This window comes from Streptomyces calvus (assembly GCF_006782915.1).
Classification (GTDB): domain Bacteria; phylum Actinomycetota; class Actinomycetes; order Streptomycetales; family Streptomycetaceae; genus Streptomyces; species Streptomyces calvus.
This window is the reverse complement of sequence record NZ_VCNP01000006.1, coordinates 41,506-60,507: the sequence shown is the minus strand read 5'-3', so window position 1 is coordinate 60,507 and position 19,002 is coordinate 41,506. Positions and strand designations below refer to the sequence as shown.

The window sequence follows — 19,002 nt, the reverse complement described above, 5'->3', positions numbered from 1 at the left end:
ACCCTGCGCTCAGCCGACCCGGATACCCACGATGCAGGTGTCGTCGTCCGTGTCCGACCTGCTGTACGTCAGCAGCCGGTCCAGCCGCTGGTCGAGCGTGCCCGGCGCGGTCGCGGCCGCGGTCAGCAGATGCGTCAGCGACTCCTCCACCGAGCGGTCCCGGCGCTCGACCAGACCGTCCGTGTACATCAGCAGGTTGTCCTCGGCCGCCAGCCGCACCTCGTCCTCCTCGTACGACGCCTCCGGTACGGCACCGAGCAGCAGCCCGCGCACCAACGGCAGCGGAGCGGCCTCGGCGCCGCGCACCAGCACCGGCGGCAGATGGCCCGCCCGGGCCCAGCGCAGCGTGCGCGAGGCCGGGTCGTACAGGCCGCACACCGCCGTGGCGGTGACCCCGCCGGTGAGATGGTGCGCCACGATGTTCAGCCACGACAGCAGCTGCCCGGGACCCGCCCCGGTGACGGCCAGACCGCGCAGCGCGTTGCGCAGGACGACCATGCTGGTCGCCGCCTCTATGCCGTGACCGGCGACGTCGCCCACGCACAGCAGCACCAGCCCGGACGGCAGCACCACCGCGTCGTACCAGTCGCCGCCCACCAACTGCTCGGCCTCCGCGGGCCGGTAGCGCACGGCCACGTCGAGGTCCGGCACCTGCAGCGGCGCCTGCGCCGGCGGCATGATGGCGCGCTGCAGTTGCAGGGCCAGCCGGTCGCGCTCGCTGGCCTGCTGCTCGGTGTGCGCCAGCTGGTCCCGGGTGGCCGCCAGCGCCACCTCCGTCCAGTGCTGGGCCGAGATGTCCTGGTAGGCGCCACGGATGGTGAGCAGCCGGCCGTCGGTGTCCAGGACCGGCTCGGCGACGACCCGGATGTGCCGGGTCACCCCGTCCGGCCGCTGCAGCCGGAACGCGGCCGAGGCCGGACGCCGGTGGTGCAGCAGCGTGCGCAGGAAGCGGCCGATGGTGACCGCGTCGTCCGGGTGGGCGTGCGCGGGCAGCTCCTCCAGCGGCACCGGCAGGCTCGCGTGCGGACGCCCGTACAGGTCGTACAGCTGCCCGTTCCAGGTGATCTCGCCGGTGAGCAGGTTCTCCTCGAAACCGCCGATCCGGCCGAGCCGCTGGGCGTGCTGGAGCAGGCTCGCCAGACGCGCCGTCTCGTCCTCGATGCGCCAGATGAACAGGATGCCCGCGCCGTGCCGGCTGACGCTGATGTCCGCGACCGCCGCCAGCGGCACCTGGTCGACGAGCGCGGTCAGGTTCATGCGCCGGGCCCGGAACGGCTCACCCGTGGCGTACACCCGCTCGATCCGCTGGAACAGCTCGCTGTCCCCGGCGGCCATCGGGTACGCCTCCAGCAGCAGCGCCCCGCTGACCATGCCCCGCGGACGGCCCGCCGGGTCCAGGAAGCGGCTGTTGACGTGCTGGATGCGGAAGTCCACCAGGTTCCCGGCGGCGTCCAGGTGCGGCACCAGGACGAGCGCCGGGTCGTACAGCCCGTCGGCCAGGTCCATCAGCTCCGCCGCGTCCGGCAGCACCGCGGGCCGCTGGTCCGGGCCGCCCGGCGCCGTGTACGTCTCCAGGGTGTGCGCGCACAGCTCGGCCAGGGCCTCCACCTGGCGGACGATCTGCGGCGGCTGCGCGGGCAGCGGCTCCGGCCACACGATCTCCAGCACGCCGTACAGCCTGCCCCCGGTGCCCGCGGGAAGGGCCGCCCGGCCGCCCTCCGGGTAGTGGTGGCGGCCGACGCTGGGCAGCCCCTTGTCGGCCGGCGACCTGAGCCACAGGCCGTCGCGCTCCTCCAGACCGCACCGGGCCACCGTCGCCACGTCCGGCGGCACGTAGTACCAGCGCGCCGCCTCCGCCGGGGAGAAACCGGCGCTGCCCGCCAGGGTGAGCGACCCGTCGGCGGCCGCCGCCCAGATCGCCACGGCGACCGCGCCGAGCGGGCGCAGCGCCTGCTCGAGCAACGACTCGGCCACCGCCTGCGTGTCGTTGGCCGCCAGCGCCCCGCTCTCCGCCGCCCGCAGCCGTACGGCGGCCGGCTCCGGGCCCGCCTCCTCCGCGGCGGCCGTGGCGGCCAGGAAGGCGTCCGTCACCTCGGACATCCGGTCCCGGGCGGCCTGGTTGATGACCTCGACCGCGAACTCCAGCGGACTCGTCCCGGCCTGCTCGGTCAGCTCGGCGAGCTGGCGCGCGGCCTGCGAGGGACCGCACCCCAGGCGTTCGACCAGGATGCCCTTGGCGAGCTCGATCAACGCCCGCCCCTCGGCCTCCGCCTGCGCGGCCCGCACCTCACGGCTGAGCCGTTCCACGGTGGCCGCCAGCCGCCCCACGGGCGAGTCTGCGGACACCCCGGCGGGCCCGGCCGCGCGGCGCTCCGGCCGCGCCGCCCCGCCGTACGGCCGGACCTCCGGCCGCTCCCCGGCGCTCACGCCGGCAGCCAGCGGCGGACGCGGGCGATCAGGTCCTGCGCGTCGACCGGCTTGGTGACGTAGTCGCTGGCACCCGACGCGAGGGCCTTGTCCCGGTCGCCGGGCATCGCCTTCGCGGTGACGGCGATGATCGGCAGCTCGGCGTACCGGGGCATGGAGCGGATCTCGGCCGTGGCCGCGTAGCCGTCCAGCTCGGGCATCATCACGTCCATCAGCACGAGCGCCACGTCCGGGTTGTCCACCAGTCTCTCGATGCCCTTGCGGCCGTTCTCCGCGTGCAGGACGCGGAAGCCGTGCAGTTCCAGGATCCCGCTGAGCGCGAACAGGTTGCGCGCGTCGTCGTCGACGACGAGGACGGTACGGCCGGCGAACGAGCCGTCCACGACGGTCTGCGGAGCCTGCCGCTGCGGCTCGTCCGCGCGCACCAGCGCCAGCACGTCGCCGGGCTCCTCCGCGGCGAGGTGCAGGGTGATGCGCTCGCGCAGTTCGTCGAGGCTGGACAGGAACTCCAGCGCCGTGCCCGCGGCCCGGGCCCGCAGCGTCTCCTCCGCGGCCGCGTCGGCCCGGTGGCCGCTGTGCACCAGCACGGGCACGCTCGCCAGGGCGGCGTCGCCGCGCAGCGCCTCCAGGAACCGCGTCACCTCCTCCTGGGCCATGCCGAGTTCCAGCACCACGCAGTGGCACGGGTCGGCGGCCAGCGCGCCGGCCGCCTCCCGGGCGTCGACGGCGGTGATGACGTCGACCGACAGCCGCGCCCCGCCGTCGCCGCCGCCGTGGGTGACGTCCTGCACGACGCTCTCCGCGACCAGGGTCAGCAGACCCCGGGGCCGCTCCTCCAGGACCAGCAGCCGCCGCGGACGCGGCCCCGAACCCGGGCCCGCCTCGATCGCCTGCGGCTGCCCGGACGGCTCGTTCGCGAGGACCTCGCCCACGATCCGCTCCGGTCCCGGCGCCGGGCTCAGCTGCAGCTCGAACTCCGGCCGCGCCACGGGCAGGAACAGGGTGAACGTGCTGCCCTGGCCGGCGACGCTGTCCACCGTCACCGCGCCGCCGAGCAGGTGCGCGATCTCACGGGTGATGGACAGGCCGAGGCCGGTGCCGCCGTACTTGCGGCTGGTGGTGCCGTCCGCCTGCTGGAAGGCGCCGAAGATCGTCTCCAGGTGCTGCTCCGGGATGCCGACTCCGGTGTCCCGCACCCGGAAGGCCACCACGGGCCCGCCCCGCAGCACACTCCCGGGGACCTCGTCGTCCGCCGCGGGCTCGATCCGCAGCTCCACGCTGCCCCGCTCGGTGAACTTGACCGCGTTGGACAGCAGGTTGCGCAGCACCTGCCGCAGCCGCGAGTCGTCGGTGAGCAGGTCGGCCGGTGCGCCCGGCGCCGTCGTCACCGTGAAGTCCAGGCTCTTCTGCATCGTCATGGGACGGAAGGTGGCCTCGACGTACTCGATGAGCCGCCGCAGCTCCACCCGCTCGGGGCTGACGTCCATCTTCCCGGCCTCGACCTTCGACAGGTCGAGGATGTCGTTGATCAGCTGCAGCAGGTCGGAGCCCGCCGAGTGGATGATCTGCGCGTACTCCACCTGCTTGGGGGTGAGGTTGCGCGAGGGGTTCTGGGCGAGCAGCTGGGCGAGGATCAGCAGGCTGTTGAGCGGGGTGCGCAGCTCGTGGCTCATGTTGGCCAGGAACTCCGACTTGTACTTCGACGCCAGCGACAACTGCTGGGCCCGCGCCTCCAGTTCCTGCCGGGCCTGCTCGATCTGCAGGTTCTTCGCCTCGATGTCCCGGTTCTGCGCCGCCAGCAGCGCCGCCTTGTCCTCCAGTTCGGCGTTGGAGTGCCGCAGTTCCTCCTGCTGCGACTGCAACTCCGCCGAACGGGCCTGCAGTTCGGCGGTGAGCCGCTGCGACTCGGCCAGCAGCTCGTCGGTGCGCGCGTTGGCCACGATGGTGTTGACGTTGACCCCGATGGTCTCCATCAGCTGGGCCAGGAAGTCCTGGTGGATCGGGGTGAACGGGCTCACCGACGCCAGCTCGATGACACCGAGCACCTGGCCCTCGACCACGATGGGCAGCAGCACCAGCGCGGTCGGCACCACCCGGCCGAGCCCGGAGGAGATGGTCACGTAGTCCGGCGGCAGCTCGTCCACCACGATGGTGCGGCGGCTGCGCGCGGCCTGGCCGACGAGGGTGCGGCCGAAGGGGATGCGGGTGGGCCGGGCCTCGTCGTCGGGGTAGCCGTAGGAGCCGACCAGCCGCAGTTCGGGGCCGCTCTCGCCGTCCTCCGCGAGGTAGAAGGCGCCGTACTGCGCCGACACCAGCGGCACCAGCTCGTCCATGACGAGTTCGGCGACCACCGGCAGGTCGCGGTGGCCCTGCATCAGACCGGAGACCCGGGCCAGGTTGGTCTTGAGCCAGTCCTGCGCCTGGTTGGCCCGGGTGGTCTCGCGCAGGGACTCCACCATCGCGTTGATGTTGTCCTTGAGCTCGGCGACCTCGCCGGACGCCTCCACGTTGACGGAACGGGTCAGGTCGCCCTCGGCGACCGCGCTGGTGACCTCGGCGATCGCCCGGACCTGCCGGGTGAGGTTGCCGGCCAGCTCGTTGACGTTCTCCGTGAGCCGCTTCCAGGTGCCGGAGACACCCTCCACCTCGGCCTGGCCGCCGAGGCGTCCCTCGGTGCCGACCTCGCGGGCGACGCGGGTGACCTCGTCGGCGAAGGCGGAGAGCTGGTCGACCATCGTGTTGATGGTCGTCTTCAGCTCCAGGATCTCGCCGCGCGCGTCGACGTCGATCTTCTTCGACAGGTCGCCCCGGGCCACGGCGGTCGTCACCAGCGCGATGTTGCGGACCTGGCCGGTGAGGTTGTTGGCCATCGAGTTGACGTTGTCGGTGAGGTCCTTCCACGTGCCCGCGACATGGGGCACGTGCGCCTGGCCGCCGAGGCGCCCCTCGGTGCCGACCTCACGGGCCACGCGGGTGACCTCGTCGGCGAAGGCCGACAGCGTGTCGACCATGGTGTTGATCACGTCGGCCAGCGCGGCCACCTCGCCGGCGGCCTCGACCCTGATCCGCTGCGACAGGTCGCCCCGGCCGACGGCCGACGCCACCTGGGCGATGGAGCGGACCTGACCGGTCAGGTTGGACGCCATCACGTTGACGTTGTCCGTGAGGTCCTTCCAGGTGCCCGAGACGCCCCGCACCTGCGCCTGGCCGCCGAGGCGTCCCTCGGTGCCGACCTCGCGGGCGACGCGGGTGACCTCGTCGGCGAAGGCGGAGAGCTGGTCGACCATCGTGTTGATGGTGTTCTTGAGTTCGAGGATCTCGCCGCGTGCGTCCACGGTGATCTTCTGCGACAGGTCGCCCTGTGCGACCGCGGTCGCCACCAGCGCGATGTTGCGGACCTGGCCGGTGAGGTTGCCCGCCATGAGGTTCACCGAGTGGGTCAGGTCGCGCCAGGTGCCCTCCACGCCCTGCACGTCGGCCTGGCCGCCGAGGCGTCCCTCGGTGCCGCCCTCGCGGGCGACGCGGGTGGCCTCGTCGGCGAAGGCGGAGAGCTGGTCGACCCTCGTGTTGATGGGGTTCTTGAGTTCGAGGAGCTCGCCGCGTGCGTCCACGGTGATCTTCTGCGACAGGTCGCCCCGGGCGACCGCCGTCGTCACCTGGGCGACGTTGCGGACCTGCGCGGTGAGGTTGCCCGCCATGGCGTTCACCGAGTCCGTCAGGTCGGCCCAGGTGCCCGAGACCCCCGGCACCTCCGCCTGCCCGCCGAGCGCCCCCTCGGTGCCCACCTCCCGGGCCACGCGCGTCACCTCGGAGGTGAACAGCGACAACTGGTCCACCATGCCGTTGAAGACCGTGGCGATGTCGCCCATGAGCCCGTCGGCGCCGTCCGGCAGCCGGGTGCCGAAGTCTCCGTCCCGCACGGCCGTCAGCCCCGCCAGGAGCTGCCTGAGCTCCTGGTCCCCCGGAGTCGCTTCGGTGCCCTCGGGGCCCTTGCTGGTCATGCGCATCCTCGTTCCGGCAGAAGCAGTGTGCATGTCCGCAGTTCACGGATCTGCAAGATGAGAAAAATACGCCGAAGGCTAACCCATCCGGAGGCCCCGCAACAAAGCCCGGACGAACCGGGCGACCGGCCCGGAACAGGCACGGCCCGCGGTTCGGTCCGTTCCTTTCGAATGCGCTCGCGCCTGCCGGGTATCTGCTGCTGTGGAGCCGGCGGGCACGACCGGGCCCGCTCCGGGATCCGTCGTCCACCGGGAGGCAAGGAGCAGTGCCCATCGACAGCATCTGGTCGTACGCGCCGGACCTCGGCCCCGTCGAGGGCCGGGACCTGACGGGCTACACCGTCGTCGCGCGCGACGGCACCATCGGCCACGTGGACCGGCAGGCCGACCACCACGGCATGCGGCACCTCGTCGTCGACACCGGCGTGTGGGTGTTCGGCCGCAGCCTCCTGGTGCCCGTCGGCCTCGTCGCGTCCGTCGAGGCCGGGGAGCGGAGGCTGACGGTGTCCTGCACCAGGGCCGAGGTCAAGGCGGCCCCCCGCTTCCGCACCGACAGCGAGACCATGGACCCCGCATACCTCACCGCGGTCGGCGACTACTACCACCGACTGCCGCCGCGCGAGAGTACCGCCGGGTGAACGCCGCCCCGACGCAGTGGTCGCCGGCCGCGCACGTGGACAGTGCCGCCGGCGCCCGCGCGCACGCCGAGGCGGTGGTGCGCGCACGCTGGGAGTCCGACGGCCGCACCCCGCACCCCCAGGACATGATCGACCTCTCGCTCGTCGTGTCGGAACTGGTCACCAACGCGATCCGGCACGGCGCCGGACTGGCCGGCTTCGAGACCCGGACGACCGAGGAAGGCGTACGCATCCTCGTCCACGACCACAGCGACGTCGTCCCCGAAGCCGCCACCGGATCCGGCACCCTCCCGCCCGCGGACCGGATCAGCGGCTACGGCTGGCCCCTGGTGATCAGGCTGGCCCGGGACATCGACATCCGCAGGCGCGCCGGGGGCGGCAAGACGATCAGCGTGCTGGTGCCGCTGCGCGAGGCGCCCGCGTCCTGAACGCCCGCCGACGGCTCACCACGGCAGGAAGACGTGGATGTCCTTGCCGTGCTCGTCGGTGACGACGCTGACCTGGTCGCACAGCGTGTGGATCAGATGCCAACCGATGCCGCCCGCGCCGTGGCTCGGATGGAACGGCCGCGGGGCCGGCTCGGTGGTGCTGGTGTCGTGCATCACCACGTGCACACCGTCGAACGTTCTGCGCAGACGCAGCTCGAACGGTCCGGGGGCGTACTGGACCGCGTTGGCCGCCAGCTCCGTGACCACCAGGAGTATGTCGTCCCAGTGCTCCGGGGCCGACGGCGCCGACACGCGGGCCAGGTCGAAGAGGAACTCCTCCGCGACCAGGCGTGCGTCCGTCACGTCGTGCAGCTCCCCCGGGAAGCCGGCAACGCGGCTCGTGATCTCCTCGCCAGCCAGTGTCCTGTCCCTACGCGGCTCGGGTGCCATCTCGCCTTCCGGGCCCCGCCGTCACGGGGCGGTCGTGTCCTGTGCCCTGAACCCCCCTCGAACAGTGGGTTCCCGCGCGCCCGGAGCCTACGCGCCCGCATGCCCGTGCCCGGACGGTGACAAACACCTCACGCACCGGAAGCCGCGCCGGGGTGGTCAGCGGAACACGTTGTCCGCGTCGTCCCAGCCCGACGACGGGTCGGGCTCTGCGGTGCGCCGCGGACGCGGACGCGACTGGTACATCGCGTCGATCTCCAGCGCGTAGCGCCGCACGATCTCGTCCCGGCGCAGCTTCATCGACGGCGTCAACAGCCCGTTGGCCACGTCGAACGGCTCCGGCAGCACCCGGAACACCCGGATCGACTCCGAGGGCGACACACTGCTGTTGGCCGCGGCGACCGCCCGCCCGATCTCCTCGCGCAGCGCGTTCTCCTCCCGTGCCGCCCGGGTCACCGCGTCGCCGGACAGCGACAGCGCCGCCCGCCAGTCCGCCAGGAAGTCGGGGTCCAACGTGATCAGGGCACCCACGCACGGCCGGTTGTCGCCGACGACCACGGCCTGGTGGACCAGCGGATGCATCCGCAGCCGCTGCTCCAGGGCCGCAGGCGCCACCGACTTGCCGCTGCTGGTGATGACCACGTCCTTCTTGCGGCCGGTGATCGTCAGATAGCCCTCGGAGTCCAGCCGGCCGAGATCCCCGGTGGCCAGCCAGCCGCCGTCGAGCGCGGCCCGCGTGGCGGCCGCGTCGCCCACGTAGCCCTGGAACACCGACGGCCCGCGCACCAGGATCTCGCCGTCGTCGGCCACCTTGATCTCGGTGCCCGGCAGCGCCCGCCCGACGGTGCCGGACTTCTCCTGCCCGAACGGCTGCATCGTCACCCCGCCGCTGGTCTCCGTGAGCCCGTAACCGTCGTGCACGTAGATGCCGATGCCCTCGTAGAACAGGCAGAGGTCGCGGCTGAGCGGCGACCCGCCCGACGTGGCCCGGCGCACCCGGCCGCCCAGCGCCGCCCGCAGCTTGCGGTAGACGGTGCGCTCGTACAGCGCGTGCTGCAGCCGCAGGTCGAAACCCGGCCCGGGGCCCAGGCCCAGCCGCTGCCGCTCCTGGGCCGCGGCGAAGTCCCGGGCCGTGCCCGCGGCCCGCTCGAACAGGGCGCCGCGGCCCGACTGCTGCGCCGTCCGCAGAAAGTTCTTGTAGATCTTCTCCAGCAGCGAGGGCACGGCGTACAGATAGGTGGGCCGGAAGGTGCGCAGGGCCGAGGACAGGGCCTCCCCGCCGATGTCCGGCTCGTGCCCCATCAGCAGACCGCCGCGCACGCACAGTCCCTGGATCATCAGGCCGTACACGTGGGAGAACGGGAGGAAGGCCAGGACGGCGCCCTGCTCCCCGGGTTCCGCCACCGTGTGGCCCCAGCCCGCGATCAGCGTGTCGCAGATGAAGGCCAGACCGCGGTGGCTCAGCGCACAGCCCATCGCGTGGCCCGAGGTGCCGGAGGTGTACGCGATGACGGCGGTGGAGTCCGGCAGCACGAGCCGGCGCATCGAGTCCACCGTCGCCGTCGGGATGTACGCACCGCGTTCCACCAGCCGGTCGAGCGCGCCCGCGTCCAACTGCCAGACGTGCCGCAGCAGCGGCAGCGCCGTGCACACCGAGCCGACGGTCATCACGCCCTGCTCGTCCTCCACCAGCACGGCCACGCACCCGGAGTCCCGCAGGATCCACTCCACCTGGTCGCGCGAGGACGTCGGATAGATCGGGACGACCTCGGCGCCCACCGCCCACAGGGCGTGGCACAGGACGGTCCACTCGTACCGGGTGCGCGCCATGACGGCCACCCGCAGGCCCGTCGAGACACCGGACGCGATCAGCCCCTTGGCCAGGTCGACGACCTCGTCCCGGAACTCCGCGGCGGTGACCTGCTCCCAGGTGGCGGAGGCCGGGCCGGCCCGGCGGGCGAGCACCGGCAGGGCCGGGCTCTCGGCCGCCGTCCCGAAGAGGCTGTCGGCGAGGCCGCCGGTCAGGTGCGGGGCGGACGGGGGAGCGAGAGCGAGGTCGCGCATGCACTGCTCCTGACGTGTACGGGCTGTGACTCGGCCGATGGGCACCGTCACCGGCGGTGCCTGAATCTAGCCGAGCCGACGCGCCCCCGCGCCGGGATCGGGCCAAGTGTGTCCGCACCGATGATCCCCGCGCATTCGGGGACCCGGACGGCATGACGTACATCAATCCAGACCCCGAACCGGAACGCAGCACCGGCCTCGAACCGGGAGGCGGTGTCCCCCCGGGCGAGACCCCGCCCGCGGAGAGCAGCATGCCCGAGGCGGGCCCCCGGGAGACCCACAACCCGACCAAGGGCTGGGCCAAGGGACCCCTGACGGCCATCCTCGCCCTGGCGGTGCTGGTCGCGGCGTTCTTCCTGGTCTACGCCCTGATACTCATCTTCTGAGTGCGGTGCGGCTCACGCCTGCGTGTGCCGCACGCACTCCGTCACGACGTCCCTGAGGCTCCCCGAGCGGTCCATCAGGGCCCGCTGCACCTGCGCGCCGTTGCCGTCGCGGAGCAGCCGCGCGCAGCCCTCGCGGGCGCGCTCCAGGTCCCCGTTGGCCTCCAAAGCCCCGGCGGCGTGCTCGAGGAGCGTGCGGACGACCGCCTCGGCGGGCATGCGGCGCATGGTCCGCGGGTCGAGCAGCTCTCCCGTCAGTCCCGAGCGGGCCGCCTGCCAGGCGGCCAGCCGCAGCAGGCTCACCCCGGGGTCCAGCGGCTCACGGCCGTCCCGCCACTCGCCGGCCGCGGTGTCCACCAGCGCGCGGGCGAAGGTGGCGATCAGTGCCGCGGTCTCGGCGTGCAGACAGACGTCGGAGACGCGGATCTCCACCGTGGGGTACCGCTGGGACAGCCGCGCGTCGAAGTAGATCATCCCCTCGTCGAGGATGGTGCCGGTGGCCACCATGTCGGCGACCCGCCGGTGGTAGCACTCGGCAGAGCCGAAGATCTCCGTCGGGCCGGCCGACGGCCAGCGCTGCCAGACCCGGCTGCGGTAGCTGCTGTACCCGGAGTCCTTGCCCTGCCAGTACGGCGAGTTCGCGCTGAGCGCGGCCAGCACCGGCAGCCAGGGCCGCAGCCGGTCCACGACACCGACGCCCTCCTCGTCGGACTCCACGGACACATGGACGTGGCAGCCCAGTACGAGCTGTTCCCGGGTGGCGATGCCGTACTGCTCCTCCATCCACCGGTAGCGCCGGTTCATCCCGATCGCGGGACTGACCGGCAGCGGGGAGGTGGCGAGGGCGGCGACGGTGCAGCCGATCTCCTCGGCGTGGCCCGCGGCCTCCTTGCGGCAGCGGACGATCTCCGCGTGCAGGCTCTCCATCGAGGACTGCGGATGCGTGGCGAACTCCAGCATCTGCTCGTGCAGTTCCTTCTCGAAGACGTCCGGCTCCGCGCCGTCCCGCTCGGCTCGGGCGAGCACCGCGGCGGACATCGCCCGCGGTTCTCCCGTTTCCGGATCCACCAGGAGGAGTTCCTCCTCCACTCCGACGGTGCGCACGTGATGCCGCCTTTCTGTGACCTGCCGCGACGACGCCGGGGGTCCCCGGTCGTACGACCCCGAATGCCCCGCCCGGAGCATCGGACACCTGACGGCGTCGCCTGGCCTCACAGATCCACGGGAGCCAGCCACACGGTCGCGAGCGGAGGCAGCGTGAGGCGGACGAGGCCGTCCTCCGGCTTGACCGGATCCGGGTTCGTCACGTTTCCGCCGCCGTAGTGCGCGGCGTCGGTGTTGAGGATCTCCCGCCAGGCGACCACGTCGTCCCCGACGCCGAGCGCGTAGGCGTGGCGGACCACGGGGGAGAAGTTCGACACCGCGAGCAGCGGCCGGCCCTCCGCGTCGTACCGCAGGAACGCGAACACGTTGTCGTCGGCGGCGTCCACCGCGACCCAGCGGAATCCGGCGGGGTCGGTGTCGCGCTGCCACAGTGCCGGCGTCGCCCGGTAGTGCGCGTTGAGGTCACGGACCAGGTCCCGCACGCCGCGGTGGTCGCCCGCGGAGTGGTATCCGTCGTCGAGCAGCCACCACTCCGGTCCCTGCTCCTCGGACCACTCGGCGCCCTGCGCGAACTCCTGGCCCATGAACAGCAGTTGCTTGCCCGGGTGGGCCCACATGAAGCCGAGGTAGGCGCGGACGTTGGCGCGCCGCTGCCACCAGTCGCCGGGCATCTTCGACACCAGCGCCTGCTTGCCGTGCACCACCTCGTCGTGGGAGATCGGCAGGACGTAGTTCTCGCTGTACGCGTACACCATCGCGAACGTCATCTCGTGGTGGTGGTACTTGCGGTGCACCGGCTCGTGCGCGACGTACTCCAGCGAGTCGTGCATCCAGCCCATGTTCCACTTCAGGCCGAACCCGAGTCCGCCGGTGTCGGTGGGCCGGGTCACCCCGCCCCACGCCGTCGACTCCTCGGCGATGGTCACCACGCCCGGGCAGCGCCGGTACACGGTCGCGTTCATCTCCTGGAGGAACGCCACCGCCGCCAGGTCCTCCCGGCCGCCGTGGGCGTTGGGCTCCCACTGGCCGTCCTCGCGCGAGTAGTCCAGGTAGAGCATGGAGGCGACGGCGTCCACCCGCAGCCCGTCGATGTGGAACTCCTGGCACCAGTACACGGCGTTCGCGACCAGGAAGTTGCGCACCTCGGTGCGCGCGAAGTCGAAGGTGTACGTGCCCCAGTCCGGGTGCTCGGCGCGCCGGGAGTCCCCGGGCTCGTACAGCGGGTCCCCGTCGAACCGGGCCAGCGCCCAGTCGTCCTTCGGGAAGTGCGCCGGCACCCAGTCCATGATCACGCCGATGCCGGCCCGGTGCAGCGCGTCGACCAGGAACTTGAAGTCGTCGGGGCTGCCGAGCCGGGCCGTCGGCGCATAGAAGCCGGTGACCTGGTAGCCCCAGGACGGGCCGAAGGGGTGCTCGGCGACCGGCATCAGCTCCACGTGCGTGAAGCCGAGGTCCTTGACGTACGCGGGGAGCTGCTCGGCCAGCTGACGGTACGTCGATCCCGGCCGCCAGGACGGCAGGTGGACCTCGTACACCGAGAACGGTGCCTCGTGCACCGGCACCTCGGCCCGCCGTTCCAGCCACTCGGCGTCACCCCACACGTAGTCCGAGGACGTCACCACGGACGCCGTGTTCGGCGGCGCCTCCGTGCGGCGGGCCATCGGGTCCGCCTTGAGGAACCGGTGGCCGTAGCGGGAGTGGATCTCGAACTTGTAGCAGGTGCCCTCGCCGACACCCGGCAGGAACAGCTCCCAGACGCCGGACGAACCGAGCGAGCGCATCGGGAACGCCGTGCCGTCCCAGTGGGTGAAGTCCGCCGCGAGCCGCACGCCCTGCGCGTTCGGCGCCCACACGGTGAACCGGGTGCCGGTGACGCCCTGGTGGGTCATCGGGTGCGCGCCGAGCGCCGTCCACAGCTCCTCGTGCCGGCCCTCGCCGATCAGGTGCAGGTCGAACTCGCCGAGCGCGGGCAGGAACCGGTACGGGTCGTGCACCTCGACGGCCGCGTCCTCGCCGTAGGCCACGGCCAGCGTGTACGCGGGGACCGCGTCCAGCGGCAGCAGGCCGGAGAACAGTCCGTCGCCCTCCGAGACGAGCGGGGTGCGCGCGCCGTCGACGACCACGCTCACCTCGCGGGCGAAGGGGCGCAGTGCCCGGAAGGCGATCCCGCCGGGCACCGGGTGCGCGCCGAGCAGCGCGTGCGGATCGTGGTGGGCGCCCGCCAGCAGGCGCCCGCGGTCGGTCGGGTCGAGGGCGGGCGCGGGCGGCGGGGCCGCGTCGGCGGGGGCGGACGGGACGGGCCCGGCCGTCTCGGGAAGCGGGGTGTCACGCAGGGCCACGGCTTCAGTCTCCTCTCACGGCGAGGCGCTCGATCGCCGCCATGGGTACGGGCAGCCAGTCGGGTCGGTGCCGGGCCTCGTACAGCACCTCGTACACGGCCCGGTCCGTTTCGTAGGCGCGGAGCAGGCCGTGCTTCTTGCGCGGGTCCCAGCCGGCGCGGACCGCGTAGCCCGCGCAGTAGGCCTCCCGGCAGCGCCGCGCCCACTCCGGGCGCCAGGGGCGGCGCTGCCGGGCGGCGTAGTCGAAGGAGCGCAGCATCCCGGCGATGTCCCGTACCGGGGAGTGGGCGCTGCGCCGTTCGGTCAGCGGCCGGGACGGCTCGCCCTCGAAGTCGATCACGAACCACTCCCGCCCGGCCCGCAGCACCTGCCCCAGGTGCAGGTCGCCGTGGATGCGCTGGGCGGGCGGTCCGGCGTCGCAGGTGGCCAGCGCGGCGAAGGCGGACCGCAGTCCCGGCACGAACGGCTGGAGCGCGGGGACGGCGTGCGCCGCGGCGGTCAGCCGCTCGGTCATCGCGGCCGCCGTCCGCCCGTTCTCCCCGGGCTCACCGACGGGGAAGGCGGAGGACAGGGCCAGGTGGACGTCCGCGGTGGCCCGGCCCAGGGCGTGCGCCTGCGCGGTGAAGTCGTCACCGGAGGCGAGCGCGTCCAGGGCGAGGGTCCAGCCGTCGGCGGCGTCGCGCAGATACGGCTGGAGCACGCCCAGCGTCGCCTTGAACGGGTGCGTGGTGCGGAACCAGGCGACCGGCGCGGGGACACGGTGGCAGCCCTGGCGGGCCAGCGCGCCCGGCACCTCCAGGTCCGGGTTGACGCCGGGCTGGATGCGCCGGAACAGCTTCAGGATGTACTCGTCGCCGTACACCAGCGAGGAGTTGGACTGCTCGGCGGTCATCAGGCGCGGCACCAGTCCGGAGGGCAGCGACTGGGACGCGTCGTTCTCGAAGCGCAGCGGGCCGGCCGCGCCGGGGCGGCGCAGCCGCTCCAGGAGCAGCTGGGCGGCGCGCGGGTCGTGGAGGGCGTCGTAGACCGTCAGTCCGGCCAGCCGTCCCTCCTGGACCGTGCCGATGAGCGCCTTGCCCAGGCGGGGGGCGGGGCGCTCCCGGACGCCGAGGAGGAGCTGGTAGCAGTCACCGGCCGGCGTGGTGCCGCCCGGGGCGGGCACGCCGCCGTGAGCCGCGTGGACCAGCAGGTGCAGACAGCCGGGGAACAGCTCCGTCATGGACAGCAGGCCGAGGTCGGTGACGGGCCGGTCCTTGCCGGCGAACCAGCGCTGCAGCGGCAGCCACTCGCGCAGCAGCCCCGCGAGCGATTCCATGGGCTCGGCGGGTGCGCTCCGTGGGCGCAGGAATGCGGTCTTCGTCATGGTGACGCCTCCTCTCGCCGGCACACGCTCACAGTCGTCGGCCGATGCGGGATGCGACTCGGGTGAGCCGGAACCAGTAGAAGCCGTGGCCCCCGAGGGTCAGCAGATACGGCAGTTCGCCGATGGCGGGGAAGCGCACTCCGCCGAACAGCTCGACCGGATGGCGTCCGTCGAACTCGCGCAGGTCGAGCTCGGTGGGTTGTGCGAAGCGTGAGAAGTTGTTGACGCAGAGCACGAGGTCGTCCTCGTATTCGCGGAGGAAGGCGAGGACGGCGGGGTTGGAGGAGGGCAGTTCGGTGTAGGTGCCGAGTCCGAAGGCGGGGTTCTGCTTGCGGATCTCGATCATGCGGCGGGTCCAGTGGAGCAGGGAGGAGGGTGAGGCCATGGAGGCCTCGACGTTGGTGACCTGGTAGCCGTAGACGGGGTCCATGATCGTGGGCAGGAAGAGGCGGCCGGGGTCGGAGGAGGAGAAGCCGGCGTTGCGGTCGGGTGTCCACTGCATGGGGGTGCGGACGGCGTCGCGGTCGCCGAGCCAGATGTTGTCGCCCATGCCGATCTCGTCGCCGTAGTAGATGATCGGCGAGCCGGGCAGGGAGAGCAGCAGGGCGGTGAAGAGTTCGATCTGGTTGCGGTCGTTGTCCAGGAGCGGGGCGAGGCGGCGGCGGATGCCGATGTTGGCGCGCATGCGGGGGTCCTTGGCGTACTCGGCCCACATGTAGTCGCGTTCCTCGTCGGTGACCATCTCCAGGGTCAGCTCGTCGTGGTTGCGCAGGAAGATGCCCCATTGGCAGCCGGAGGGGATGGCGGGGGTCTTGGCGAGGATTTCGGAGACCGGGTAGCGGGACTCGCGGCGGACGGCCATGAAGATGCGGGGCATGACGGGGAAGTGGAAGGCCATGTGGCATTCGTCGCCGCCGGCGCGGTAGTCGCCGAAGTAGTCGACGACGTCCTCGGGCCACTGGTTGGCCTCGGCGAGCAGCACGGTGTCCGGGTACTGGGTGTCGATCTCCTTGCGGACCCGCTTCAGGAAGGCGTGCGTCGCCGGCAGGTTCTCGCAGTTGGTGCCCTCGGCCGCGTACAGGTACGGCACGGCGTCCAGCCGGAAGCCGTCGATGCCCAGGTCCAGCCAGAACCGCAGGGCCGCCAGGATCTCCTCCTGCACGCGCGGGTTCTCGTAGTTGAGGTCCGGCTGGTGGGAGAAGAAGCGGTGGAAGTAGTACTGCCCCCGCACCGGGTCGTACGTCCAGTTCGACGCCTCCGTGTCGACGAAGATGATCCGCGCGTCCGGGTAGCCCTTGTCGTCGTCGGCCCAGACGTAGAAGTCGCCGTAGGGGCCGTCGGGGTCCTTGCGGGACTCCTGGAACCACGGGTGTTCGTCGCTGGTGTGGTTCATGACGAAGTCGATGATCACGCGCATGCCGCGCTGGTGCGCCGCGTCCGCGAACTCGACGAAGTCGGCGAGGTCGCCGAAGTCGGGCAGGACGGCGGTGTAGTCGGAGACGTCGTAACCGCCGTCGCGCAGGGGCGACTTGAAGAAGGGCGGCAGCCACAGGCAGTCGACGCCGAGCCATTGCAGGTAGTCGAGTTTCGCGGTCAGGCCCTTGAGGTCGCCGATGCCGTCGCCGTTGCTGTCCTGGAAGGAGCGGACGAGCACCTCGTAGAAGACGGCGCGTTTGAACCACTCCGGGTCCCGGTCCTTGGCGGGCGTGTCCTCGAAGGTGTCCGGCACGGGCTCGTTGACGGTCATGGCGCTCCTGGCCCTCCGTTTCGCGGTGCGGCGGGCGGCCGCTGGACGTGCAGGACATGAGCGGGAGCCCGCCCCGGCTCCAGCCGCACGTAGTTGACGCCGCCCCAGTGGTAGGTGTCGCCGGTGAGCTCGTCGCGCACCGGTACCGACTCGTGCCGGTCCAGGCCGAGTTGCGGCATGTCCAGCGAGACCGTGGCCTCCTGGGTGTGGTGCGGGTCGAGGTTGGCGACCACGAGCACCACGTCGGAGCCGCTGCGCTTGCTGTAGGCGATCACGGAGTCGTTGTCGGTGCCGTGGAAACGCAGGTTCCTGAGGTGGTGCAGCGCGGGGTGCTCGCGACGGATGGTGTTGAGGCGGGTGACGAGGGGCGCGATGGTGCGGCCCTCGCGTGCGGCGGCTTCCCAGTCGCGGGGTTTGAGCTGGTACTTCTCGCTGTCGAGGTATTCCTCGCTGCCCTCGCGCAGCGGAGTGTTCTCGCACAGTTCGTAGCCGCTGTAGATGCCCCAGGTGGGGGAGAGGGTGGCGGCCAGGACGGCGCGGACCTCGAAGGCGGGCCGACCGCCGTGCTGGAGGTAGGCGTGCAGGATGTCCGGGGTGTTGGCGAAGAAGTTGGGCCGCATGTAGGAGGCGGCCTCGCCGGACAGCTCGGTCAGGGACTCGGTGAGTTCCTGCTTGGTGTTGCGCCAGGTGAAGTAGGTGTAGGACTGCGGGAAGCCGAGCTGGGCCAGGGTGTGCATCATCGCGGGGCGGGGGAACGCCTCGGCCAGGAAGATGACGTCGGGGTCGGCGCGGTTGATCTCGCCGATGACCCGCTCCCAGAAGACGACCGGTTTGGTGTGCGGGTTGTCCACGCGGAAGATCCGCACTCCGTGGCCCATCCAGAACCGCAGGACGCGCACGGTCTCGGCGACGAGGCCGTCCATGTCGGCGTCGAAGGCGATCGGGGAGATGTCCTGGTACTTCTTCGGCGGGGTCTCGGCGTGGGCGATGGAGCCGTCGGGGCGGTGGTGGAACCACTCGGGGTGCTTGTGGACCCAGGGATGGTCGGGGGAGCACTGCAGGGCGAAGTCCAGGGCGCCCTCCAGGCCGAGTTCGCCGGCGCGGGCCACGAAGCGGGCGAAGTCCTCCACGGTGCCCAGGTCCGGGTGGACGGCGTCGTGGCCGCCTTCGGGGGAGCCGATGGCCCAGGGCCCGCCGACGTCGTCCGGGCCCGCGTTCCGCGCGTTGTTGGGGCCTTTGCGGAAGGTGGTGTCGATGGGGTGGACGGGTGGGAGGTAGACGACGACGAAGCCCATCGCGGCGATGGCCGGCAGGCGGCGGGGGGCGGGGTCGAAGGGGCCGTGGGGGTGTTCGGGGGGGCCCTCGGAGCGGGGGAAGAACTCGTACCAGGAGCCGAACAGGGCCCGTTCGCGTTCCACCAGCAGCGGCAGCGGGGCACTGCTGGTGACCAGTTCCCGCAGCGGATGACGGGCCAGCACCCGGTCCACCTCCGGCGTCAGCGCCGCCGCCAGCCGGGTGGCACAGGGCAGGGAGTCGTCGCGCAGGGTTTCCGCGGTCGCACGCAGCACGGCCTGCCCCGCGCCCTTCGGCACCCCGGCCGCCGCGCGCTCGAAGAGATCGGCGCCCTCCTCCAGCACCAGCCCGGTGTCGATGCCGGCCGGCACCTTGACCGTGGCGATCCGGCGCCAGGTGGCCACCGGGTCGCCCCACGCCTCCACGCGGTAGGTCCACCGGCCCGGCGCGTCCGCCACGACCTCCGCGCCCCAGCGGTCGGAGCCCGGCGCCAGTTCCCGCATCGGCGTGAACGGCCCCGGACGCCCCTCGGGATCCTTCAGGACGACATTGGCGGCCACCGCGTCGTGCCCCTCCCGGAAGAGGGTCGCGGTGACCTCGAACGTCTCGCCCACGACGGCCTTCGCCGGGCGCCTGCCGCAGTCGACGGACGGCCGGACGTCCCGTACCGGGATACGTCCGATGGTCCGGGTCGTCTTCATGGGGCTGTGCACCTCCGCCGGGCTCGGCGCCCGGGCGGACGCCCGGACGGGGGAAGACATGGCGGCG

Annotated in this window: 12 protein-coding genes; 3 read left to right on the top strand and 9 right to left on the bottom strand. The window is 72.3% G+C overall.

Annotation, left to right across the window (positions count from 1 at the left end):
- Positions 1-9 precede the first annotated feature (9 nt).
- Together FGW31_RS02205 and FGW31_RS02200 are read right to left on the bottom strand one after the other, a co-directional pair.
- Positions 10-2,427 carry a SpoIIE family protein phosphatase gene (locus FGW31_RS02205; protein WP_142191583.1) on the bottom strand — a complete coding sequence of 806 codons (2,418 nt, stop codon included), beginning with the start codon at positions 2,425-2,427 and terminating at the stop codon, positions 10-12.
- Entirely contained in the window at positions 2,424-6,428 is a 4,005-nt protein-coding gene (locus tag FGW31_RS02200; protein ID WP_142191582.1) for a HAMP domain-containing protein, read from the bottom strand. The genes FGW31_RS02205 and FGW31_RS02200 overlap by 4 nt, the downstream gene beginning before the upstream one ends.
- Positions 6,429-6,694: 266 nt before the next feature.
- Here FGW31_RS02200 and FGW31_RS02195 point away from each other — a divergent pair, with 266 nt between their 5' ends.
- A complete protein-coding gene (locus FGW31_RS02195) occupies positions 6,695-7,066 on the top strand; it encodes a PRC-barrel domain-containing protein (protein ID WP_142191581.1) in 372 nt (123 codons plus the stop codon).
- The gene (locus tag FGW31_RS02190) at positions 7,063-7,494 is read left to right on the top strand and encodes an ATP-binding protein (protein ID WP_142191580.1); all 432 of its coding nucleotides are present in this window, start codon (positions 7,063-7,065) and stop codon (positions 7,492-7,494) included. Before FGW31_RS02195 ends, FGW31_RS02190 begins: the two co-directional genes overlap by 4 nt.
- Positions 7,495-7,509: 15 nt before the next feature.
- Here FGW31_RS02190 and FGW31_RS02185 read toward each other — a convergent pair whose 3' ends face one another.
- Both FGW31_RS02185 and FGW31_RS02180 read right to left on the bottom strand, forming a co-directional pair.
- Entirely contained in the window at positions 7,510-7,944 is a 435-nt protein-coding gene (locus FGW31_RS02185) for an ATP-binding protein (RefSeq protein ID WP_142191579.1), read from the bottom strand.
- Between the two features lie 156 nt (positions 7,945-8,100).
- Positions 8,101-10,005, bottom strand: a complete 1,905-nt coding sequence (locus FGW31_RS02180) for an AMP-dependent synthetase/ligase (protein ID WP_142191578.1) — start codon at positions 10,003-10,005, stop codon at positions 8,101-8,103.
- A gap of 152 nt (positions 10,006-10,157) precedes the next feature.
- Between FGW31_RS02180 and FGW31_RS02175 the strand changes: the two genes are divergently transcribed.
- Positions 10,158-10,391 carry a DUF6480 family protein gene (locus tag FGW31_RS02175; protein ID WP_142191577.1) on the top strand — a complete coding sequence of 78 codons (234 nt, stop codon included), beginning with the start codon at positions 10,158-10,160 and terminating at the stop codon, positions 10,389-10,391.
- 12 nt (positions 10,392-10,403) lie between these two features.
- Here FGW31_RS02175 and FGW31_RS02170 read toward each other — a convergent pair whose 3' ends face one another.
- The 5 genes from FGW31_RS02170 to FGW31_RS02150 all read right to left on the bottom strand — a co-directional run bounded on the left by FGW31_RS02170 (position 10,404) and on the right by FGW31_RS02150 (position 18,935).
- The gene (locus tag FGW31_RS02170; protein WP_142191576.1) at positions 10,404-11,492 is read right to left on the bottom strand and encodes a glutamate--cysteine ligase 2; all 1,089 of its coding nucleotides are present in this window, start codon (positions 11,490-11,492) and stop codon (positions 10,404-10,406) included.
- 107 nt (positions 11,493-11,599) lie between these two features.
- Positions 11,600-13,831 (bottom strand): 1,4-alpha-glucan branching enzyme, encoded by a 2,232-nt coding sequence (gene glgB, locus FGW31_RS02165; RefSeq protein WP_142191575.1) that lies wholly within the window; start codon positions 13,829-13,831, stop codon positions 11,600-11,602.
- A 4-nt stretch (positions 13,832-13,835) separates the two neighbouring features.
- Positions 13,836-15,194 carry a maltokinase N-terminal cap-like domain-containing protein gene (locus FGW31_RS02160; RefSeq protein WP_142191574.1) on the bottom strand — a complete coding sequence of 453 codons (1,359 nt, stop codon included), beginning with the start codon at positions 15,192-15,194 and terminating at the stop codon, positions 13,836-13,838.
- Positions 15,195-15,222: 28 nt separating this feature from the next.
- Positions 15,223-16,941 carry a maltose alpha-D-glucosyltransferase gene (treS, locus tag FGW31_RS02155; protein WP_142191573.1) on the bottom strand — a complete coding sequence of 573 codons (1,719 nt, stop codon included), beginning with the start codon at positions 16,939-16,941 and terminating at the stop codon, positions 15,223-15,225.
- A complete protein-coding gene (locus FGW31_RS02150; RefSeq protein ID WP_142191572.1) occupies positions 16,938-18,935 on the bottom strand; it encodes an alpha-1,4-glucan--maltose-1-phosphate maltosyltransferase in 1,998 nt (665 codons plus the stop codon). Before FGW31_RS02150 ends, treS begins: the two co-directional genes overlap by 4 nt.
- Between the last annotated feature and the right edge of the window lie 67 nt (positions 18,936-19,002).